Below are 18,684 nucleotides of genomic sequence, written 5' to 3' on the forward strand. Positions count from 1 at the left end.
CGTGCGCGAGCCGGTGGCTTTTTTGTTGGGGGTGTGGTCTGTTGGGGCCTTGGGTGCCCGCCTGCGCGGGCACGACGTGCTTACCTACGTGTTCGAAGTCGCGTTAATGGCAGTTCGATCGACCAAATCAACGTCGTTCCCGCGCAGGCGGGAACCCAAGCCACACGCGCAGCCCGAAACAACATATATATAGCAGACGCAAAAAAGCCACCGCCGCAGCGGTGGCATCGAAGGATTCCCCTCGTGAGATCTTACAGCCCGGCCAGCGGCTCCACATTCGGCACGTGCGCGCCGGTGGTGGAGGCGGTGGTGGTTTCCTGCAGCGGCTTGGCTTCCGGCTTGACCGTGTCGGACTCGGTCTGCTTGGCGGCGACGATGGTCACCGGCGCCGGCGTCACGCGCGGGGTGCGCACCGGGACATTCTGGCCTTTCGAGACCTTCTTGAGCAAACGGTACTCGGTCAGCACCTTGTGGCCATAGCCCGAGTCGGTGTCGAAGTTGGCTGCGCCGACGTAGGTTTTCAGGCCGCCTTCGACCGAGCCGGTGCGCTTGACGTAGTCCTTCAGGATCAGGGCGCCGACACGGATGTTGGCGACCGGATTCAGGGCCGCCTGCGGGCCGCCCACGTCCTCGAACTTGTCGTGGTGGACCTTGGCCATCACCTGCATCAGGCCCTTGGCGCCCATCGCGCTTTCGGCGAACGGGTTCAGGCCCGATTCGATCGCCATCACCGCCAGGATCAGCAGTGGATCGAGTTTCAGTTCGTGCGCCGTCAGGTAAGCGGTCGAGACCAGCATATTGGCGGCATCGCCGGCGACGCGGTAACGCTTCGACAGCCAGGTGGTGACGTATTGCTGCTGCTTGCTGTCACCCAGCATGGCATGCGAATCGCGCAGGTGCGTCGTTTCGACGGCAACTGCTTCGGCCACGGCCTTTGGCGTGGGCGCGACGATTGCCACCGGCTCTGCAGCGGCGACGACGACTGGCTGCGGATGCAGCATTTCAGAGACGCGCTTGGCGAAACTGTCATTGGTGTACAGCAGCGCCAGCATGGCCACTGCGGTCAGACCGAATACGGTCAGGGTAGTGCGTGCGGTTTTCATGAAACCGCTTGCCGTTTTGCTCACGGAAGACCACGTGATTGGCTGGCTCGCCATGGATTGCACGAGCCTTGCGCTCGTGGTTAAACGATGAAACATCGAATTTTCCCCTTGTCGCGGCGAAAAGAATCCCGTCGTGTCGCTGTGAGCGAAACGCAGAATGTGTTTGCCGTGCATCAGAAAATCGTTTGTCGCCGCGACGCGGCCGACTAACGCCGTCATTGCTTTGCTTCAGCTGGCTGCTAACCCGTAGGGCAGGGACCAGTGGCTCAACAACTGTCTCGGGGGGTATGGGCAGACGCCCAAAAAGAAAACACTCCTTAAAATGTCGTGTGGGGCCCCGACCCCGTGAATGCATGAGAACAGCTAAAATTGTGGCAAAAAAAGTAAGGCCGTCTCATCAAGTAGGACGGATTGTAGGGGCGGAGCTTATATCAAGTCAACCCTAGCACGCCTGCCTCTTATTACTTTTGGTTCTGATGACGTGGCCTTCCAAATAGAAATACTTGACGAATCAATCACTTGGCTCCACCCTCTCACTTACGTTCTGCAATCGAAGAAATGCTCAAAACTTGATGAAATATACAGACTTGCGAGATTTTATGGCCCAGCTCGAACGCATGGGCGAGCTCAAACATGTTGACATTCCGGTGTCAGCGAACCTCGAAATGACCGAAATCTGCGACCGCACCCTGCGCGCCGAAGGTCCCGCGCTGCTGTTCCGGCAGCCGACCGGGCACACGATCCCGGTCCTCGGCAACCTGTTCGGCACCCCGAAGCGGGTGGCGCTGGGCATGGGAGCGCAGGACTTGAGTGAGCTGCGCCAGATTGGCCACGTGCTGGCGCGCCTGAAGGAGCCCGAGCCGCCCAAGGGTTTCAAGGACATCATGGGCATGGGCTCGCTCGTCAAGGCGGTATGGGATATGGCGCCGAAAGAAGTAAAAGGCGCTCCCTGCCAGGAAATCGTCTGGGAGGGCAAGGACGTCGACCTCGCCCGCCTGCCGATCCAGCACTGCTGGCCGGGCGACGTCGCGCCCCTGATCACCTGGGGCCTGGTGATCACCAAGGGTCCGAACAAGAAACGCCAGAATCTCGGTATCTACCGCCAGCAGGTGCTGGGACCCAATAAAGTGATCATGCGCTGGCTGGCGCACCGCGGCGGCGCGCTCGATTTCCGCGAGCACGCGCTGGCCAATCCGGGCAAGCCGTATCCGATCGCGGTGGCGCTGGGCGCCGACCCGGCCACCATCCTGGGCGCCGTGACGCCGGTGCCGGACACGCTGTCCGAATACCAGTTCGCCGGCCTGCTGCGCGGCAGCCGCACCTCGCTCACCAAGGCGATCGGCAGTGAACTGATGGTGCCGGCCTCAGCCGAGATCGTGCTCGAAGGGCATATCTACCCGGACGAGAACCACCCATCCGGCTTCGAGCATGCGCTCGAGGGGCCATATGGCGACCACACCGGCTACTATAATGAACAGGACAGTTTTCCGGTGTTCACGATCGACCGCATCACGATGCGGCGCGATCCGATCTATCACTCGACCTATACCGGCAAGCCGCCGGACGAGCCGGCAGTGCTGGGCGTGGCGCTGAACGAAGTCTTCATCCCGCTGCTGCAGAAGCAGTTCACCGAGATCACCGATTTCTACCTGCCGCCGGAAGGCTGCAGCTACCGCATGGCGGTGGTGCAGATGAAGAAGCAGTACGCGGGCCACGCCAAGCGGGTGATGTTCGGCGTCTGGAGTTTCCTGCGCCAGTTCATGTATACCAAGTTCATCGTCGTGGTCGACGAGGACGTCAATGTGCGCGACTGGAAAGAGGTGATCTGGGCCATCACGACCCGCGTCGATCCGACCCGCGACACGGTCATGGTCGACAACACCCCGATCGACTACCTCGACTTCGCTTCGCCGATCAGCGGCCTGGGAAGCAAGATGGGAATCGATGCCACTAATAAGTGGCCGGGTGAGACCAATCGCGAGTGGGGCACGCCGATCGTGATGGCGCCGGAGGTCAAGAAGAAGGTGGATGAGATCTGGGGGCAGTTGGGCATCTGATCGCTTCAGGCGGGGGCGTCCTGTGCGACACCCCCGCCATTTCCCCAAACCGCATACCCTGGGGTATAATGATCGCTGGCGGGCCCCTGCGCATTGTGGCATGGTTTACCTGGTCAGGTCGGGAACGAAGCAGCCAAAGCCGTTCACCGCAAGTGCCGCAGATCAGGCTCGCCTCTTATCTCCTCTCCGTAGTATCTTCCCGTAGTACCTTCCCTCATATCTGTTCCCAAGCAGTAAGCAGCGCCCGCACGTCCATCTCTCGCATTTTTCATGCCAGTTGCACAAGAGCCCGACCGTTGAATATTCGCGACGACCGCCATCTGCGGTAAAATCGTGGCATGTCCTATCAAGTCCTCGCCCGCAAATACCGTCCCAAGAACTTCGAAACGCTGGTTGGCCAGGAGCACGTCGTCCGTGCGCTGACCCATGCCTTGCGCACGGAGCGGCTGCACCATGCCTATCTGTTCACGGGCACGCGCGGGGTCGGCAAGACCACCCTGTCGCGCATCCTGGCCAAGTCGCTCAATTGCACCGGGCCGGACGGGCAGGGCGGCATCACCGCCGAGCCGTGCGGACAATGCGAGGCTTGCCGCGCGATCGATGCCGGCCGCTTCGTCGACTATATCGAGATGGATGCGGCGTCCAACCGCGGCGTGGACGAGATGGCCCAGCTGCTGGAGCAGGCGGTTTACGCGCCGAGCAATGCGCGCTTCAAGGTCTATATGATCGATGAGGTGCACATGCTCACCAATCACGCGTTCAATTCGATGCTCAAGACGCTCGAAGAACCGCCGCCGCACGTCAAGTTCATCCTGGCGACCACGGATCCGCAAAAGATTCCCGTGACGGTGCTGTCGCGCTGCCTCCAGTTCAATCTCAAGCAAATGCCGCCGGGCCATATCGTCGGCCACCTCGAGAACATCCTGGGCCAGGAAGGCGTGAGCTTCGAGCAACCGGCGCTGCGCCTGCTGGCGCAAGGCGCCCACGGCTCGATGCGCGACGCGCTGTCGCTCACCGACCAGGCGATCGCCTATGCGGCCGGCCAGGTCACGCTCGATGCGGTGCAGGGCATGCTCGGCGCGCTCGACCAATCCTACCTGGTGCGCCTGCTCGACGCCCTGGCGGCGCAGGACGGCGCCGACCTGATGGCGGTGGCCGACGAGATGGCCAGCCGCAGCCTGTCGTACAACGGCGCGCTGCAAGACCTGGGCACCCTGCTGCACCGGATCGCGCTGGCGCAGTCGGTGCCCGGCGCCGTGCCGCAAGACTTGCCCGAGCTGGCCGACATCATGCGCCTGGCCGGCTCCTTCGAGCCGCAGGAAGTGCAGCTGTACTACCAGATCGCCGTGCACGGACGCAACGAGATCGGCCTGGCGCCGGACGAATATGCCGGCTTCACCATGACCCTGCTGCGCATGCTGGCCTTTCGTCCCGGACAGGGTGGGGCAGAAGCATCGGCTGCGCCGCCCGCAGCCGCTCCGGTAGGCGCATCGCCTGCGCGCGCCGCCGCGGCCGCCGCGGCCAGCCATGCGGCGGTGACGCCACGTTCGGCCGCACCGTCGGCCGCGCCGCCTGCACCCCCGGCGCCTGCGCCTGCGCAGCCAAGTGCGCCGACCGCCGCCGCAGCCCCCGGCGCGCCGGCAATGACGTCGGCGCGGGCCGCGATCAATGCCGCGCTGGAAGCGGCGCGCGCCGCGTCGGGCATCCGCACCCCACCCAAGCGTCCAGGGGCCGAGCCGGTCGCGCCGGCGCCAGCGGCGCCACCGCCCGCAGCGCCGCCACCAGCGGCGCCCGGACCGTCGGCCGCGCTGCCGTCCGATGGCGTCGGCATGCAGGCACGCGCCGCGACCGCGCCACCGCCATGGGAGGGTGGACAGCCGCAAGCCACGGCCCAGCCGCAACCGGCCATGCAGGCCCGCCAACAGTCGCAGTCACAGCAGCCGCAGCAGCAAATGGACGACGACGTGCCGTCGTGGGTCACCGATTTTTCCGACGACACCGCCGTCGCCGCCGAGGCGCCGGCCGTGGTCGCGCCCGCGCCCCAGGTGCGGGCCCTGGCCGCACCGCCGCACGCCTATGTCGTCACGCCGGTGCCAGAGATCGCCTGGGACGGCAACTGGCCGGCGCTGGCGGGCAGCCTGCCGCTGCGCGGCGTGGCCCAGCAACTGGCGCTGCAGACCGAACTGGTCGCCTGCGTCGTGCACGACGGCGCGGCCACCTTCAAGCTGCGCGTGCCGGTCGATACGCTGCGCGCCAGTGGCAATAGCGAGAAGCTGGCGGCTGCGCTGCAAGAACATTTCCCCGACTTCCGCGTGAATGTGGAGTCCGAGATCGGCCCGGTGTGGTATACAGCCGGGGCCGAACAAAAAGCGGCGCGCGAAGAGCGCCAGCGCCTGGCCGAGTCCATCGTCGCCGCCGATCCTTTCGTGCAGGAGCTCGAGCGACGCTTCGACGCGTTCGTCGTGCCCGGCTCGGTCAAGGTCGCCTGAGCGCGTCGCTGCCGATCAATCACCCATCCGACTTTTGGAGAAACCCACCATGATGAAAAACCAGCTCGCAGGCTTGATGAAACAGGCGCAAGCCATGCAGGACAATATGAAGAAGGCGCAGGAGCAGCTGGCCCTGGTCGAAGTCGAAGGCCAGTCGGGCGCCGGCCTGGTGAAGGTCGTCATGACCTGCAAGAACGACGTCAAGCGCGTCACCATCGACCCGTCGCTGCTGGGCGACGACCGCGACATGCTGGAAGACCTGGTCGCGGCCGCGTTCAACGACGCCGTGCGCAAGGCCGAGGCGACCGCCGCCGAGAAGATGAGCGGCCTGACCGCCGGCATGCCGGGCCTGCCGCCTGGCTTCAAGATGCCTTTCTGACCCATTGAAAGCAGTCCCGGCCGGCGCCTTGCCGGCGGGACGCCCCACATGTCGACCTCGCTCGAATTTCTCATCGAATCGCTGCGCCGCCTGCCGGGCGTGGGCCCCAAGTCGGCCCAGCGCATGGCATTCCACCTGCTGCAGCACGACCGCGAGGGCGCCGCGCAACTGTCGCGCGCGCTCTACCAGGCGGTCGATACGGTGCACCACTGCGTCAAGTGCAATACCTTCTCCGACATTGAAATCTGCGAGCTGTGCGCCGACCCGGAGCGTGACCACACCTTGTTGTGCGTGGTCGAGACCCCGGCCGACCAGATCATGATCGAGCAGACGCTCACCTGGCGCGGCCTGTACTTCGTGCTGATGGGCCGGTTGTCGCCGCTGGACGGCATCGGCCCGCGTGACATCGCCCTGGACAAGCTCGTCAACCGCGCCACCGATGGCCTCGTCGGCGAAGTGGTGCTGGCGACCAATTTCACCAACGAGGGCGAAGCCACCGCCCACTACATCAGCGAGATGCTCAAGGCGCGCGGCCTGAAGGTCAGCCGCCTGGCGCGCGGCGTGCCGGTGGGTGGAGAGCTCGAGTACGTCGATGCCGGCACGATCGCGCGCGCGATGCTCGATCGCCGCAGCGCTTGATGTTCCGCCTCTAAGCGCGGTCCAGGCCACCAGCGCACGCCCTGCGTGCGCGCAAGCCTGATGGCCGGGCCGCTGCTATCGTGGATTTTTCTGCGAGCCGGCCATGCACCTCGTCGACCTCACGATGTTCTATGCCGCCGAGGGCGGTGGCGTCAGTACCTACCTGAACGCCAAGTCGGCGTGGCTGGCGCGCCAGGGCCGCGTGCGGCACACGATCCTGAGTCCGAACCGCGATGTGGATACAGACGTCGCGCGTGCCAAGCGCGCCGCGTCGGCCTGCCTGCGCGTTCCCAGCCTGGCCTTGCCCGGCTTTCACGGCTACCGCATGCCGCTGTCGGTGGCCATCGTCGCTCGCCGCCTGCGCCGCTTGCGGCCCGACCTGGTCGAAGTGGGCGACGCCGGCCACTGCGCCTGGGCCGCGCTGCGCGCGCGTGACCGGCTGCGCATCCCGGTCGTGGCCTTCTACCATTCCGACCTGCCGCGCCTGGTCGAGAACCGTTTCGGCCTGCATGCCGCCCAGCTGACCCGGCGCTACCTGGCGCAGCTGTACAGCCAGTTCGACCTGGTGCTGGCCCCAAGCCGGCTGATGGTGGCGCAATTGCAGGCGATGGGGGTACAAGGCGCGCTGCACCAGCCGCTCGGCATCGATTGCACCATTTTTCACCCCGCCCGTCGCGACGCCGCCGTGCGCGCCGAACTGGACGTGGCGCCCGGGGCATGCCTGCTGGTGTATGCCGGACGCTTTACGGCCGACAAGAAACTGGACGTGCTGCTGGCGGCGATGGGCCGGCTCGGCGCCGGCTTCCATCTGCTGATGGTGGGGCCGGGCGAGGCCGCGTTCGACGTCCCGGTGGGCGTCCGGATCAGCCGCCTGCCGTTCCAGCGCGATCAGCGCGCGCTGGCGCGCCTGCTGGCCAGCTGCGATTTGCTGGTGCATCCGGGCGATTGCGAAACCTTTGGCCTGATCGTGCTCGAGGCCATGGGGTGCGGCCTGCCGGTGGTGGTGGCGGGCGCCGGCGGTCTTGCCGAACTGGTCGACGACGACACGGGCGTGCTGGCGCGCCCCAATTGCCCCGACAGCCTGGCCGACGCGATCAGGCATGCGGCTACCCGCGACCTGGCCGCCCTCGGCGCCAATGCGCGGCGCAAGGTCGAATCGTCGTTCGACTGGGAGGCGGTGTTTGACGGGTTACTGATGCACTACTGCAAGCTGCTGCCGCAGGATGCAGCAGGCTGCGCCGCCGTGGGCCGCGCGCTCGACGAACAATCCTATGCCCAGGCCGGGTTTTACCAGTAAGGGCCCCAATAGCCGCCGCGATAGCGTGGCCCCCAGGCGCCGTATGCCCCGGCGCCATTGCCCATGCGCTGCAATTCCTCGCGCGTACCCAGGTGCAGCACGCATTCGCGCCAGGGATCGGTGTTCGCGCCATAACCGAGCTGGGTGCATGCCGGACCATAGATATTCATGAGTTCTGCCATCTCGGACTGCGCGCGCGCCGATTTTTCTTGCGGCGTCGAACAGGCCGCGGCCAGCAGGGCCAGGCCGATGGCGGCGGATGTGCGCACGATGGCAGGCATTCTTGCGCCCTTGGTGACGTTTTGCATGACAGTTCCTCCCGCCGCATCGCGCGGCATGATTCCAGAATAGCATCGCCCGCACGCGCCGCGTGTGCGATGGCAAACGAATAGTGAGATTTCTTCACATTCCTCATTATCGGATATTGGGGCGGATGTGTCCGCCTTCAACGATATCAGCAGCTACGGCGCAGGAGGCGTAGCGGATGCGCTTATGACGCTCTATGCAATGAGGTATTTTTCTCGCGCCAAATCGTATCGGGCGTGAATTTTCTGGCAAGATACGCTCCCAAAACAAGGAGGGAGACGGATGGACAAATCCTTGGGCAAGTCCCGATGGAAGACCTGGACCCTGCGCGGGACCGGGGCGCTGCTGGCGCTCGTGCTGCTGGCAGCGCTGGCCACCTGGCTGTTCCTGCGCGCCAGTCTGGCCCAGCTCGACGGTGAGCGCCGGGTGGCCGGCCTGGCGGGCGAAGTCAGGGTCGAGCGCGACGCCGGTGGGGTGCCCCTGATCAGCGGCGCCAGCCGGCTCGACGTCGCCTATGCGACCGGCTTCGTGCATGGCCAGGAACGCTTCTTCCAGATGGATTTGTTGCGCCGCACGGCGGCCGGCGAGCTGGCCGAGCTGTTCGGCGCGGCAGCGCTGCCCACCGACCGTACGCACCGCCTGCACCGCTTCCGCGCCCGCGCGCTGGACACGCTGGCCCGTCTGCCGGCGCCGGAACGCGCACTGCTGGAACGCTATGCGCAAGGCGTCAACGAGGGCCTCGATGCGCTCGGCGCGCGGCCTTTCGAATACGCGCTGACCGGCGTGGCGCCGCGGCCGTGGACGGCGCCCGACTCGCTGCTGGTGGTGTGGGCCATGTACATCGACCTGCAGGGCGCCCAGCAGGCGCGCGAACTGGCGCGCGGCTGGCTGCGCGCGCACAGCGACGAGGCGCAGCTGGCTTTCCTGCTGCCCGAGGCGACAGCTTTTGATGCGACGCTGGACCAGGGCGCGGCAAAGGTGGCTAGCGCGTTGCCGCCACAGGCCCCGGCCTGGTGGGGCGCCGCGCCGGAGGCGCCCGGCGCGCCGGTCACGCTGGCCGGCCTGGACGTCACCGATTCGGTCGGCAGCAACAACTATGCGCTGGCCGGCAGCCGTAGCAGCACCGGCGCGGCCATCGTGGCCGACGATATGCACCTGGGCCTGCGGCTGCCGAACATCTGGTATCGCCTCGCGCTACGCTTTCCCGATCCGGGCGCGCCCGGCGGGCAGCGCCGCCTGGCCGGCGTCAGCCTGCCCGGGGCGCCGCCGTCCGTCATCGTCGGCAGCAATGGCCAGGTGGCCTGGGCCTTCACCAACAGCTATGCCGATTCGCTCGACCTGGTCGAACTGCGGGTCGATCCGACGCGCCCGAACCAGGTCGGCCTGCCTGGCGGCTGGGAGACGCCGCGCGAGCACATCGAGGCGATTGCCGTGAAAGGCGCCGCGGCCGAACGCATGGTCGTGCGCGAGACTTCGCTCGGCCCGATCCGCGAGGTGGCGGGACGCAGCTATGCGCTGCACTGGATCGCCCACGATCCGGCCGCGCTGAACATGAATCACCTGAAGCTCGAGACGGTGGCCAATGTCGAGCAAGCGCTGGCCGCCGCCGCCGGCAACGGCATCCCGGCCCAGAACTTCGTCGCCGGCGACGTGCACGGAAATATCGGCTGGACCATCGCCGGCCTGCTGCCGCGGCGCGCCGCGGACGCTCAGGCGGCCGGCCTGGCAGCCGGATTTCCGCTCGCCGCCGGCAGCGGGGCCCATACCTGGAGCGAGGCGCTGCCCTACGCCGAGTATCCGCGCATCCTGAATCCCGCCGATGGCCAGATCACGACCGCCAATAGCCGCCAGTTGTCCGGCGCCGGATACGCGCTGCTGGGCGACGGCGGCTACGACTTGGGCCAGCGCAACCGCCAGCTGCACGAGGGCTTGCAGGCCATGGGCGACAAGGTCGACGTGCGCCGCGCCTTCGACGGCGCCCTGGACGATCGCGCGATCCTGGTCGGCCAATGGCGCCAGCGCGCGCTGGTCGCGCTCGATGCGCAGGCGCTCGCCGGCCACCCGCAGCGCGCCGAGTTCCGGCGCCTGCTCGAGACCAGCTGGAGCGGGCGCGCCAGCGTGGAGTCGATCGGCTATCGCCTGGGGCGCGACTTCATGTGGGCCGTGCACGGCCTGCTGTACGGCGGCGTCAATGCGGCCCTGAAGGAGATCGATCCGAAGGCCAGCGCTGCCGCGGCCAGCACGCGCTGGCCGGCGGTGGCGGCGCGCCTGCTGGACGAGAAGCCGCCGGGCTGGCTGCCGGCAGGTCACGCCTCGTGGCGCGACCTGGAGCTGGCGGCGGTGGACCGCGCCATCGCGGCCCTGGTCGATGCCGGCACGCCGCTGGCCGAGGCCACCTGGGGCCGGCGCAACACCGCCGACATCGCGCATCCGATCAGCATGGCCGTGCCCGCGCTGCGCCCCTGGCTCGCCGCGCCGGGCCAGCCGCTGGCGGGCGACGCCCACATGCCGCGCGTGGCCGGACCGAAGTTCGGCCAGTCGGAGCGGCTGACCGTGTCGCCGGGGCGTGAAGAAGAGGGTTTATATAATATGCCGGGCGGGCAGAGCGGGCATCCCTTGTCGCCGTTCTTCCTGCTGGACCACGCGGCCTGGGTCGAGGGCAAACCGGCGCCGTTGTTGCCGGGGGCGGTGAAGCATACGTTGAGGTTTGTGCCGTGAGCGCACGGTCGGCGTCTTTCGCCTGCTAGCCAACGCACGTCGTTCCCGCGAAGGCGGGAACCTAAGGTTGCTCGCACCCAGGCTGCGTTCGATGCAAATGGCAGCGGTACGGAATTAGGTTCCCGCCTGCGCGGGAACGACGTGCTGGGGCTGCGGGCTGGCGGTATGGATCCTGGCCACCACTACTTCGCCGGCAATGCCTGCTGCGCATGCTGGAGCATCTCGGTGATCTTCTCGGCGCTCGAGGGGTGGCCGAGGTAGTAGCCTTGCACCATGTCGCAGCCCAGCTCCTCGAGCAGCAGCAGCTGCTCGCCGGTCTCGACGCCCTCGGCCACCACCACCATCTTGAGGCCGTGGGCCATGGCGATGATGGCGCGCGTGATGGCCGCGTTCTCCGAATCCTGGGGCAGGCCGGCGATGAAGCTGCGGTCGATCTTGAGGGCCCGCACGTCGAAGCGCTTCAGGTAATTCATCGATGAGTATCCCGTGCCGAAGTCGTCGATCGACAGGTGCACGCCGATGCCGCGCAGCTGCTCGAGCGTGACCAGCGTGGCGCGCGCATCGTCCATCAGGGTGCCTTCGGTCAGCTCCAGTTCCAGCAGGCGCGGTTCGAGCCCGGTCTCGGTCAGGGCCGACAGCACGATCTGCGACAGGTTCTCGTCCTTGAACTGCTTGGCCGACAGGTTGACCGCGATGCGCAGCAGGCGCCGCGTCAGGCGCTGCCAGGCACGGGCCTGGCGGCAGGCGGTGCGCAGCACCCATTCGCCGATCGGGACGATCAGGCCGGTCTCCTCGGCCAGCGGGATGAACTCGGTCGGCGGCACCAGCCCGCGCTCGGGATGGCGCCAGCGTACCAGCGCCTCGACGCCCACGATCTCGGACGTTGCTACGGCCCGCTGCGGCTGGTAGACCAGGTACAGTTCGTCGTTCTGCAGCGCGCGGCGCAGCCCGACCTCGAGCTTCACGTGGCTCATGATCTGCATCGTCAGCGAAGAGCTGTACAGCTTGGCGTTGTTCTTGCCGCAGTTCTTGGCGTGGTACATGGCCGTGTCGGCGAATTTCAGCAGCGAGCCGCAATCGTCGCCGTCCTCGGGAAATAGCGAGATGCCGATGCTGGCGGTGACGAAGATCTCGTTGCCCTCGATCAGAAAGGGACGCCGCATCGCTTCCTTGACGCGGGTGGCCACGTTCAGCGCGTGCTCGACCCGCTCCAGGTCGGGAATCAGGATGGTGAACTCGTCGCCGCCCAGGCGCGCCAGGCTGGCGGCGTCATGGGCGCTGTGCTCTACGCCTTCGCCGCGCGAGACCAGGTCGCTGGGACGGGTGGTTTCGCGCAGGCGTTCCGACACCATCTTGAGCAACTGGTCGCCGGCGTTGTGCCCCAGCGTGTCGTTGATGCGCTTGAAGGCGTCGAGGTCCATGAACAGCACCGCGAACTTCTTGTTGCCCATCTTGGCGCGCTGCAGCTCGCGTTCCAGCGTCTCGAGAAAGGCTTGCCGGTTGGGGATACCGGTCAGGCCGTCGCAATAGGCCAGGCGCCGGATCTGTTCCTCGGCGCGCTTGCGTTCGCTGATGTCGCGCACCAGGCCCAGCACCTCGGACGGGCTGGTGGCCACCAGGCGCGCCTCGAAGTGCAGCACGTCGCCGCAGTCGATCAGCTCGTACTCGACCGAGCGCACCTGCTGGGTGGCGAGTACGGTCTTCATCTGCTCGAGCATGCGCGCCGCGATCTCGGGCGGCAGCGTATCGGACAGGTGCTTGCCGATGAAGCGCGCGCTGGTCGATGGAAAGCTGGCCGCGCGTCCCGGGCACGACTGGCGTTCCTGGCCGGGTTCGTAGTCGAGATAGAAGCCGTCCGCATTCAGTCGAAAGAAGGTGTCGGGGATGGCTTCGAGCACGGCGCGGTTCTGGGCGTCGGCGATGCGCAGGCGGGCGATGGCATCGCTGGCGCGCAGCACGTACAGCACGCGGTGGCCGAGGATCGGCCAGTTGATCGGCTTGGACACGAAGTCGGTGGCGCCGACCTCGTAGGCCTGGGTCACGGCCTCGACGTCGTCGCTGCCGGTGACCATGACGATCGGGACGCAGGCGCCGTCTTTTTCGGCGGCGCGGATCATGCGGCAGGCCGTGAAGCCGTCCATGCGCGGCATGTCGACGTCCATCAGGATCAGGTCGGGCATGCGCGTGCGCGCCAGCTCGAGCGCTTCCAGGCCGTCGCCGGCCTCGACGCCTTCCATTCCGACCTGGGCCAGCATCTCGAGCATCAGGAGGCGCATGACGGGATCGTCGTCGGCGACGAGCACCGTCCCGCGCTGGGTGGAGGCAAAGGCTGGCATGTCAGGATTCCTTTTCGAGCATGGCGTGGAGCGACTGGCGCACCGACTGGAATTCGCGCTCCATGTCGGCCAGCAGGGGCGCGGCGCCGTCGACGCTGCCACCGCGGCCGAGCTGTTCGAGATCGCGGCAAGTCGCGGCCAGTCGCGCCGCGCCAATATTGGCGCTGGCCGACTTGAGGCCGTGGGCGATGCGGCGCAGGCTGTCGGCGTCGCGCGTGGTCAAGGCCTGGCGCAGCGCCTGCAGGTGGCGCGGGGCGTCTCCCACGTAGGCGTTGATCACCTTCTGCACCAGGGCGTCGCCGGCATCGCGGCTCAGCGCGCGGATATTGTCGAGGGCGGCGCGGTTGACCGGGTCACCCTGCGGCGGCGGCGCCGGCGGCGCAGGCGGTGGGGGAAGATGTGATGGCGCAGGCGGGTAGTCCAGCGCCAGCCCGGGCTCGTCGTCATGGTGGCGCTCCGCCAGCACCGGCAGCGCCACCCAGCGCCCGATCACGGCCGCCAGCTGCTGCTGGGTGAAAGGCTTGGACAGGTAGTCGTCCATGCCGGCCGCGAGGCAGGCTTCGCGGTCGCCCTGCAGCGCATTGGCGGTGATCGCGATCACGGGCAGGGCGCGCGCGCGGCCCATTTCTCGCTCATGGCGCCGGATCTCTCCGGTCGCCGCGAAGCCGTCCATCACCGGCATCTGGCAATCCATCAGCACCGCGTCCCAGCCGCCTTCGTGCACCGCATGCAGCGCTTCCTGGCCATTGGTGGCGCAGTGGGTTTCCAGGCCCAGGCCTTCCAGCATGGCCCTGGCGACTTCGACGTTGACCGGATTGTCCTCGGCCAGCAGCACGCGCCGCGCGCGCCGCATCGGCTGCTTGGACGCCATCGGCGTCGGCCGGGGAGCGTCGTACGGCGCCGCAGCGGCAGCGGCGACTGCATGATGCAGCCGCGCCGCGCGCGCCGTCAGGCAGGCATACAGGTCGGCCGCGCGCGCCGGCTTGACCAGCTGGTAGGCCACGCCCGCCTCGCGCCGCTGGACCGGATCGGCGGCGAGCCTCTCTGGGCTGAGCAATACGATGTGGGTCGAACGGGCCACCGCCTCGGCGCGCACCGAGGCCGCCAGCGCCAGGCCGCTGGTCTGGGTCAGTTCCATGTCGAGCACCGCCGCGTCATACGGGCGGCCGGCGCGCGCCGCGCTCACCAGGTGCTCGAAGGCGGCCGCGGCGCTGCCCACGCCCTCGCACGCCGCGCGCCAGGCTTCCAGCTGCTGCACCAGTTCCTTGCGGCTGGCCTCCTGTTCGTCCACCACCAGCACCCGCAGGCCTGCCAAAGTGTGCTGGCGGTGGCCGGGCGCGTCGGGATCGACGCGGCGCTTGTCGAAGCTGAGGGTGAACCAGAAGATCGAGCCCTGCCTTGGCGCGTTCTCGACGCCGATCGTGCCCTTCATGAGTTCGACCAGCTGCTTCGAGATGGCCAGCCCCAGGCCGGTGCCGCCGTACTTGCGGGTGGTGGAATCGTCGGCCTGCGAGAAGGCGTTGAAGATGCGCGCGCGCGCGTCGCGCGAGATGCCGATGCCGGTGTCGTGCACTTCGAAGCGCAGCGCCACCCGCTGCGTGTCCTCGCCGGCCACCCGCACCCGCGCCATGATGCGGCCCTCGGTGGTGAACTTGATCGCATTGCCGATCAGGTTGGCCATGATCTGGCGCAGCCGGTTCGGGTCGCCGCAGATCGCCACCGGGATGTCGTTGGCGATGTCGAAGTCGCAGCCCAGGCCCTTGGCCGCCGCCTGCGGAGTGTAGACGTTGTGGATGTCGTCCAGCAGGTCCCACAGGTTGAAGTTGATGTATTCGATGGTCAGCTTGCCGGCCTCGATCTTCGAGAAATCCAGGATGTCGTTGATGATCACCAGCAGGTGCTCGCCCGAGCGCTTGACCAGCTGCGTATAGCTGCGCTGGGCCTCGGTCAGCTCGGTGGCGAGCAGCATCTCGGTCATGCCCAGCACCCCGTTCATCGGGGTGCGGATCTCGTGGCTCATGGTGGCCAGGAAGCCGCTCTTGGCGCGGCTGGCCGCTTCGGCCGCGTTCTTGGCCTTTTCCAGCTGCTCGGTGCGCACGCCGACCTGGCGTTCCAGCTCGTCGCGGTGGTGCAGCAGGGCCGCGCCGCGATCCTCGATCTGGGCCAGCATGGTGTTGAAGCTGTCGATCAGCACGCCCAGTTCGTCGCTGCGCTTGTGCTGCACGCGCAAGGCATAGTTCTGGCTGACCGAGACCTTTTGCGCGGCCTGGATCAGCCTGGCGATCGGCTCGGCGATGCTGCGCTTGAGCGGCCGCGCCAGTCCCAGCGAGACCAGCAGCGCGGCCCCCATCGCCAGCCCGATCACGACCAGGCTGGTCATGATGTCGAGCCACATCGGCAGCAGGTCGGCCTCGATCATGACCGCGCCGACCGCCAGCTCGCCATGGCGCACCTCGTGCACCACGCGCATGTGGCGCGACAGCAGGAAGCGGCCGGCGCGGTTGGCGTCGTTCAGCGTGTCCAGCCCGAGATCGTCCAGCGACGGTAGTTCGGCGCCCAGGCGCGACGGCGCGCGGTACTCGGCCAGCGAGCGGCCGAAGCGGTCGTACAGCACCGCCGCCGAGATGTGCTGCTGTGCTTCCAGCGCCGCCAGCGTGGCGCCGGCCTGGCGCCGGTCGACCAGCATCAGGTCGCCGGACGTGGCCGCGCCGATCACGCGCGCGAAGGCGGCCAGTTGCAGGCTCTCGGCCTGGCGGTGATTGATGATGGAAGTGACGGCGAAGGCGCAGAACACGAACAGCAGCGCGGTCGCCGTCGAAAGCAGCGACAGGATGTTCAGCTTCCGGTTCAGGCTCGAGCGCTCGAAATTCTGCATCGTGGTTCCCGCAAACGGCACAGCGCAGCGGATCCGGCAACGGTGCAGATCCTCCTAGCGGGCAAGAACCCGCAGGAAAAAAATATACGCACTAGGGGAGGTGACAGCTTTGCGAATCCGCAAATGTGGCAAAGGGAACAATTCTATGTCGCAATTAGCATCGACGGGCGCAAAAAAGGGGCGCACGCGGCGCCCCTTGTCGGCTCAATTCATGCGGCCTGTCAGCAGCACGACGCCCGGCTTCCCCCATAGCGCGCCTCCTGGCGCTCGCGGAAGAATTCCTCGTACGTCATCGCCGGTTTATCCGGATGGGTACGCTCCATATGCGCCAGGTAGGTGTCGTACTCGGGCAGGCCGACCATCAGCCGCAGGCTTTGCCCGAGGTAGTTGCCGGCCTGTTTCAGGGTGCCGAACATCACTGCACCTGCGCGGCCGGCATGGCGACGTACGGCGACTCCTTGGCGGTCGGCGCGTTCGCGCGGCGCGCATCGATCACCGTGCGCACGCCGTAGAACAGCACCGCCAGCACCACGAAGATGAAGAAGCCGGCCAGGCTGGCGTTGACGTAGTCGTTGAAGATGATGCGCTCCATGTCGAGGATCGACTTGGCCGGCGCCAGGATCTCGCCCGCATCGTGCGCCGCCTGATACTTGTTGGCGTGCGCCACGAAGCCGATGCGTGGATCGCTGTGGAAGATCTTCTGCCAGCCGGCTGTGAGCGTGCAGGCCAGCAGCCACAGGGTCGGCATGATGGTCACCCACGCATATTTGGCGCGTTTCATCTTGAACAGCACGCAGGTGCCCAGCATCAGCGCGATACCGGCCAGCATCTGGTTGGCGATGCCGAACAGCGGCCACAGGGTATTGATGCCACCCAGCGGATCGACCACGCCCTGGTACAGGAAGTAGCCCCAGGCGGCGACGCACAGGCCGGTGGCCAGCAGGTTGGCCGGGAGCGAGTCGGTCTTTTTCAGCGACGGGGCGAAGGCGCCCAGCAGGTCTTGCAGCATGAAGCGGCCGGCGCGGGTGCCGGCATCGACCGCGGTCAGGATGAACAGGGCCTCGAACAGGATCGCGAAGTGGTACCAGAAGGCCATCATGGCCGGGCCGCCCACCAGGTTCGACAGGATCTCGGCCATGCCGACCGCCAGCGTCGGTGCGCCGCCGGCGCGCGAGATGATGGTGTGCTCGCCGACGTTGCGCGCCATCTGCTCCAGCGCTTCCGGCGTGATCACGAAGCCCATCTGCGAGACCGCCTGCGCCGCCGATTGCGCGGTGGTGCCGAGCAGCGCGGCCGGGCTGTTCATGGCGAAGTAGATGCCGGGGTCGATGGTCGACGCGGCGATCAGCGCCATGATCGCCACGAAGCTTTCCATCAGCATGCCGCCGTAGCCGATGAAGCGCGCCTGGGTTTCATTCTCGAGCATCTTGGGCGTGGTGCCGGACGAGATCAGCGCGTGGAAGCCCGACACCGCGCCGCAGGCGATCGTGATGAACAGGAAGGGGAAGATATTGCCGGACCATACCGGGCCGCTGCCGTCGATGAACTTGGTCATGGCCGGCATTTTGAGGTCAGGGGCGACCACGATGATGCCGATCGCGAGACCCAGGATGGTGCCGATCTTGAGGAAGGTGGACAGATAATCGCGCGGCGCCAGCAGCAGCCACACGGGAATCACCGCCGCCACGAAGCCGTAGCCGATCAGCATCCAGGTCAGTTCGGTGCCGGTGAAGGTGAACATCGGGCCCCAGGTCGGCGAATCGTGCACCCACTGGCCGCCGATGATGGCGAGCATGAGCAGGACAAAACCGATCAGCGATATCTCGCCGATGCGGCCGACCCGCACGTAGCGCGAATAAATCCCCATGAACAGCGCGATCGGGATCGTCGCCATCACGGTGAAGGTGCCCCACGGCGAACCGGTGAGCGCCTTCACGACGATCAGCGCCAGCACGGCGAGAATGATCACCATGATCATGAAGGTGCCGAGCAGCGCGATCAGGCCGGGGATCTCGCCCATCTCGGATTTGATCAGGTCACCGAGCGAGCGGCCGTCGCGGCGGGTCGACATGAACAGCACCATGAAATCCTGCACCGCGCCGGCGAACACGACGCCGGCCAGGATCCACATCATGCCGGGCAGGTAGCCCATTTGCGCCGCCAGCACGGGGCCGACCAGCGGGCCGGCGCCGGCGATCGCGGCGAAGTGGTGGCCGAACAGGACGTTCTTGTTGGTCGGGACGTAGTCGAGGCCATCGTTGAACTTGTAGGCCGGGGTCTGGCGCGTGGGGTCGAGCCCCATCACCTTGGTGGCGATGAACAGCGAGTAGAAGCGGTAGGCGATCAGGTAGACGCAACCGGCGGCTGCGACGATCCAGATGGCGTTGATGGTTTCACCGCGCTTGAGCGCGATGTAGCCGAGCGAGAACGCGCCCAGGATGGACAAGGCGATCCATCCGAGCATGCTCGAGAGACGTTTCATGGG

Annotated in this window: 12 protein-coding genes and 1 other RNA gene; 7 read left to right on the plus strand and 6 right to left on the minus strand. The window is 66.9% G+C overall.

The annotated features are described in order from the left end of the window. Nucleotides 1-251: 251 nt before the first annotated feature. A complete protein-coding gene (locus AC3A6F_RS05255; RefSeq protein WP_487678911.1) occupies nt 252-1,103 on the minus strand; it encodes a transglycosylase SLT domain-containing protein in 852 nt (283 codons plus the stop codon). A gap of 572 nt (nt 1,104-1,675) precedes the next feature. Here AC3A6F_RS05255 and ubiD point away from each other — a divergent pair. The 6 genes from ubiD to AC3A6F_RS05285 all read left to right on the plus strand — a co-directional run bounded on the left by ubiD (nt 1,676) and on the right by AC3A6F_RS05285 (nt 7,964). Continuing rightward, the gene (ubiD, locus tag AC3A6F_RS05260) at nt 1,676-3,160 is read left to right on the plus strand and encodes a 4-hydroxy-3-polyprenylbenzoate decarboxylase (RefSeq protein WP_487678912.1); all 1,485 of its coding nucleotides are present in this window, start codon (nt 1,676-1,678) and stop codon (nt 3,158-3,160) included. 77 nt (nt 3,161-3,237) lie between these two features. After that, nucleotides 3,238-3,336: signal recognition particle sRNA small type (gene ffs, locus AC3A6F_RS05265), an RNA gene on the plus strand. Nucleotides 3,337-3,498: 162 nt separating this feature from the next. Next, nucleotides 3,499-5,649, plus strand: a complete 2,151-nt coding sequence (locus AC3A6F_RS05270; protein ID WP_487678913.1) for a DNA polymerase III subunit gamma/tau — start codon at nt 3,499-3,501, stop codon at nt 5,647-5,649. 49 nt (nt 5,650-5,698) lie between these two features. Then, nucleotides 5,699-6,028 (plus strand): YbaB/EbfC family nucleoid-associated protein, encoded by a 330-nt coding sequence (locus AC3A6F_RS05275; protein ID WP_123068667.1) that lies wholly within the window; start codon nt 5,699-5,701, stop codon nt 6,026-6,028. Between the two features lie 48 nt (nt 6,029-6,076). After that, a complete protein-coding gene (gene recR / locus AC3A6F_RS05280; protein ID WP_487678914.1) occupies nt 6,077-6,667 on the plus strand; it encodes a recombination mediator RecR in 591 nt (196 codons plus the stop codon). Nucleotides 6,668-6,770: 103 nt separating this feature from the next. After that, nucleotides 6,771-7,964 carry a glycosyltransferase gene (locus tag AC3A6F_RS05285; RefSeq protein WP_487678915.1) on the plus strand — a complete coding sequence of 398 codons (1,194 nt, stop codon included), beginning with the start codon at nt 6,771-6,773 and terminating at the stop codon, nt 7,962-7,964. Here AC3A6F_RS05285 and AC3A6F_RS05290 read toward each other — a convergent pair. Then, entirely contained in the window at nt 7,955-8,272 is a 318-nt protein-coding gene (locus tag AC3A6F_RS05290; RefSeq protein ID WP_487678916.1) for a hypothetical protein, read from the minus strand. The two genes, AC3A6F_RS05285 and AC3A6F_RS05290, sit on opposite strands and share 10 nt — an antisense overlap. Nucleotides 8,273-8,552: 280 nt before the next feature. Between AC3A6F_RS05290 and AC3A6F_RS05295 the strand changes: the two genes are divergently transcribed. Next, nucleotides 8,553-10,988 (plus strand): penicillin acylase family protein, encoded by a 2,436-nt coding sequence (locus AC3A6F_RS05295; protein ID WP_487678917.1) that lies wholly within the window; start codon nt 8,553-8,555, stop codon nt 10,986-10,988. Between the two features lie 182 nt (nt 10,989-11,170). On the opposite strand, the gene AC3A6F_RS05300 is transcribed toward AC3A6F_RS05295, so the two are convergent. The 4 genes from AC3A6F_RS05300 to AC3A6F_RS05315 all read right to left on the minus strand — a co-directional run bounded on the left by AC3A6F_RS05300 (nt 11,171) and on the right by AC3A6F_RS05315 (nt 18,681). After that, complete coding sequence (locus AC3A6F_RS05300; protein WP_487678919.1) at nt 11,171-13,324, minus strand: putative bifunctional diguanylate cyclase/phosphodiesterase; 2,154 nt, start codon at nt 13,322-13,324, stop codon at nt 11,171-11,173. A 1-nt stretch (nt 13,325) separates the two neighbouring features. Then, the gene (locus AC3A6F_RS05305) at nt 13,326-16,199 is read right to left on the minus strand and encodes a hybrid sensor histidine kinase/response regulator (protein ID WP_487678920.1); all 2,874 of its coding nucleotides are present in this window, start codon (nt 16,197-16,199) and stop codon (nt 13,326-13,328) included. A 221-nt stretch (nt 16,200-16,420) separates the two neighbouring features. Next, the gene (locus tag AC3A6F_RS05310) at nt 16,421-16,615 is read right to left on the minus strand and encodes a YbdD/YjiX family protein (RefSeq protein ID WP_123070577.1); all 195 of its coding nucleotides are present in this window, start codon (nt 16,613-16,615) and stop codon (nt 16,421-16,423) included. Continuing rightward, the gene (locus tag AC3A6F_RS05315) at nt 16,615-18,681 is read right to left on the minus strand and encodes a carbon starvation CstA family protein (protein ID WP_487678921.1); all 2,067 of its coding nucleotides are present in this window, start codon (nt 18,679-18,681) and stop codon (nt 16,615-16,617) included. Before AC3A6F_RS05315 ends, AC3A6F_RS05310 begins: the two co-directional genes overlap by 1 nt. Nucleotides 18,682-18,684 lie beyond the last annotated feature (3 nt).

The organism is Massilia sp. Soil_C_3, assembly GCF_057657035.1.

Excerpts from the sequence above, each read along its gene's own strand:
- AC3A6F_RS05255 (WP_487678911.1), bottom strand. The coding sequence starts at position 1,103 with ATGAAAACCGCACGCACTACCCTGACCGTATTCGGTCTGACCGCAGTG.
- ubiD (WP_487678912.1), top strand. The coding sequence starts at position 1,676 with ATGAAATATACAGACTTGCGAGATTTTATGGCCCAGCTCGAACGCATG.
- AC3A6F_RS05270 (WP_487678913.1), top strand. The coding sequence starts at position 3,499 with ATGTCCTATCAAGTCCTCGCCCGCAAATACCGTCCCAAGAACTTCGAA.
- AC3A6F_RS05275 (WP_123068667.1), top strand. The coding sequence starts at position 5,699 with ATGATGAAAAACCAGCTCGCAGGCTTGATGAAACAGGCGCAAGCCATG.
- recR (WP_487678914.1), top strand. The coding sequence starts at position 6,077 with ATGTCGACCTCGCTCGAATTTCTCATCGAATCGCTGCGCCGCCTGCCG.
- AC3A6F_RS05285 (WP_487678915.1), top strand. The coding sequence starts at position 6,771 with ATGCACCTCGTCGACCTCACGATGTTCTATGCCGCCGAGGGCGGTGGC.
- AC3A6F_RS05290 (WP_487678916.1), bottom strand. The coding sequence starts at position 8,272 with ATGCAAAACGTCACCAAGGGCGCAAGAATGCCTGCCATCGTGCGCACA.
- AC3A6F_RS05295 (WP_487678917.1), top strand. The coding sequence starts at position 8,553 with ATGGACAAATCCTTGGGCAAGTCCCGATGGAAGACCTGGACCCTGCGC.
- AC3A6F_RS05300 (WP_487678919.1), bottom strand. The coding sequence starts at position 13,324 with ATGCCAGCCTTTGCCTCCACCCAGCGCGGGACGGTGCTCGTCGCCGAC.
- AC3A6F_RS05305 (WP_487678920.1), bottom strand. The coding sequence starts at position 16,199 with ATGCAGAATTTCGAGCGCTCGAGCCTGAACCGGAAGCTGAACATCCTG.
- AC3A6F_RS05310 (WP_123070577.1), bottom strand. The coding sequence starts at position 16,615 with ATGTTCGGCACCCTGAAACAGGCCGGCAACTACCTCGGGCAAAGCCTG.
- AC3A6F_RS05315 (WP_487678921.1), bottom strand. The coding sequence starts at position 18,681 with ATGAAACGTCTCTCGAGCATGCTCGGATGGATCGCCTTGTCCATCCTG.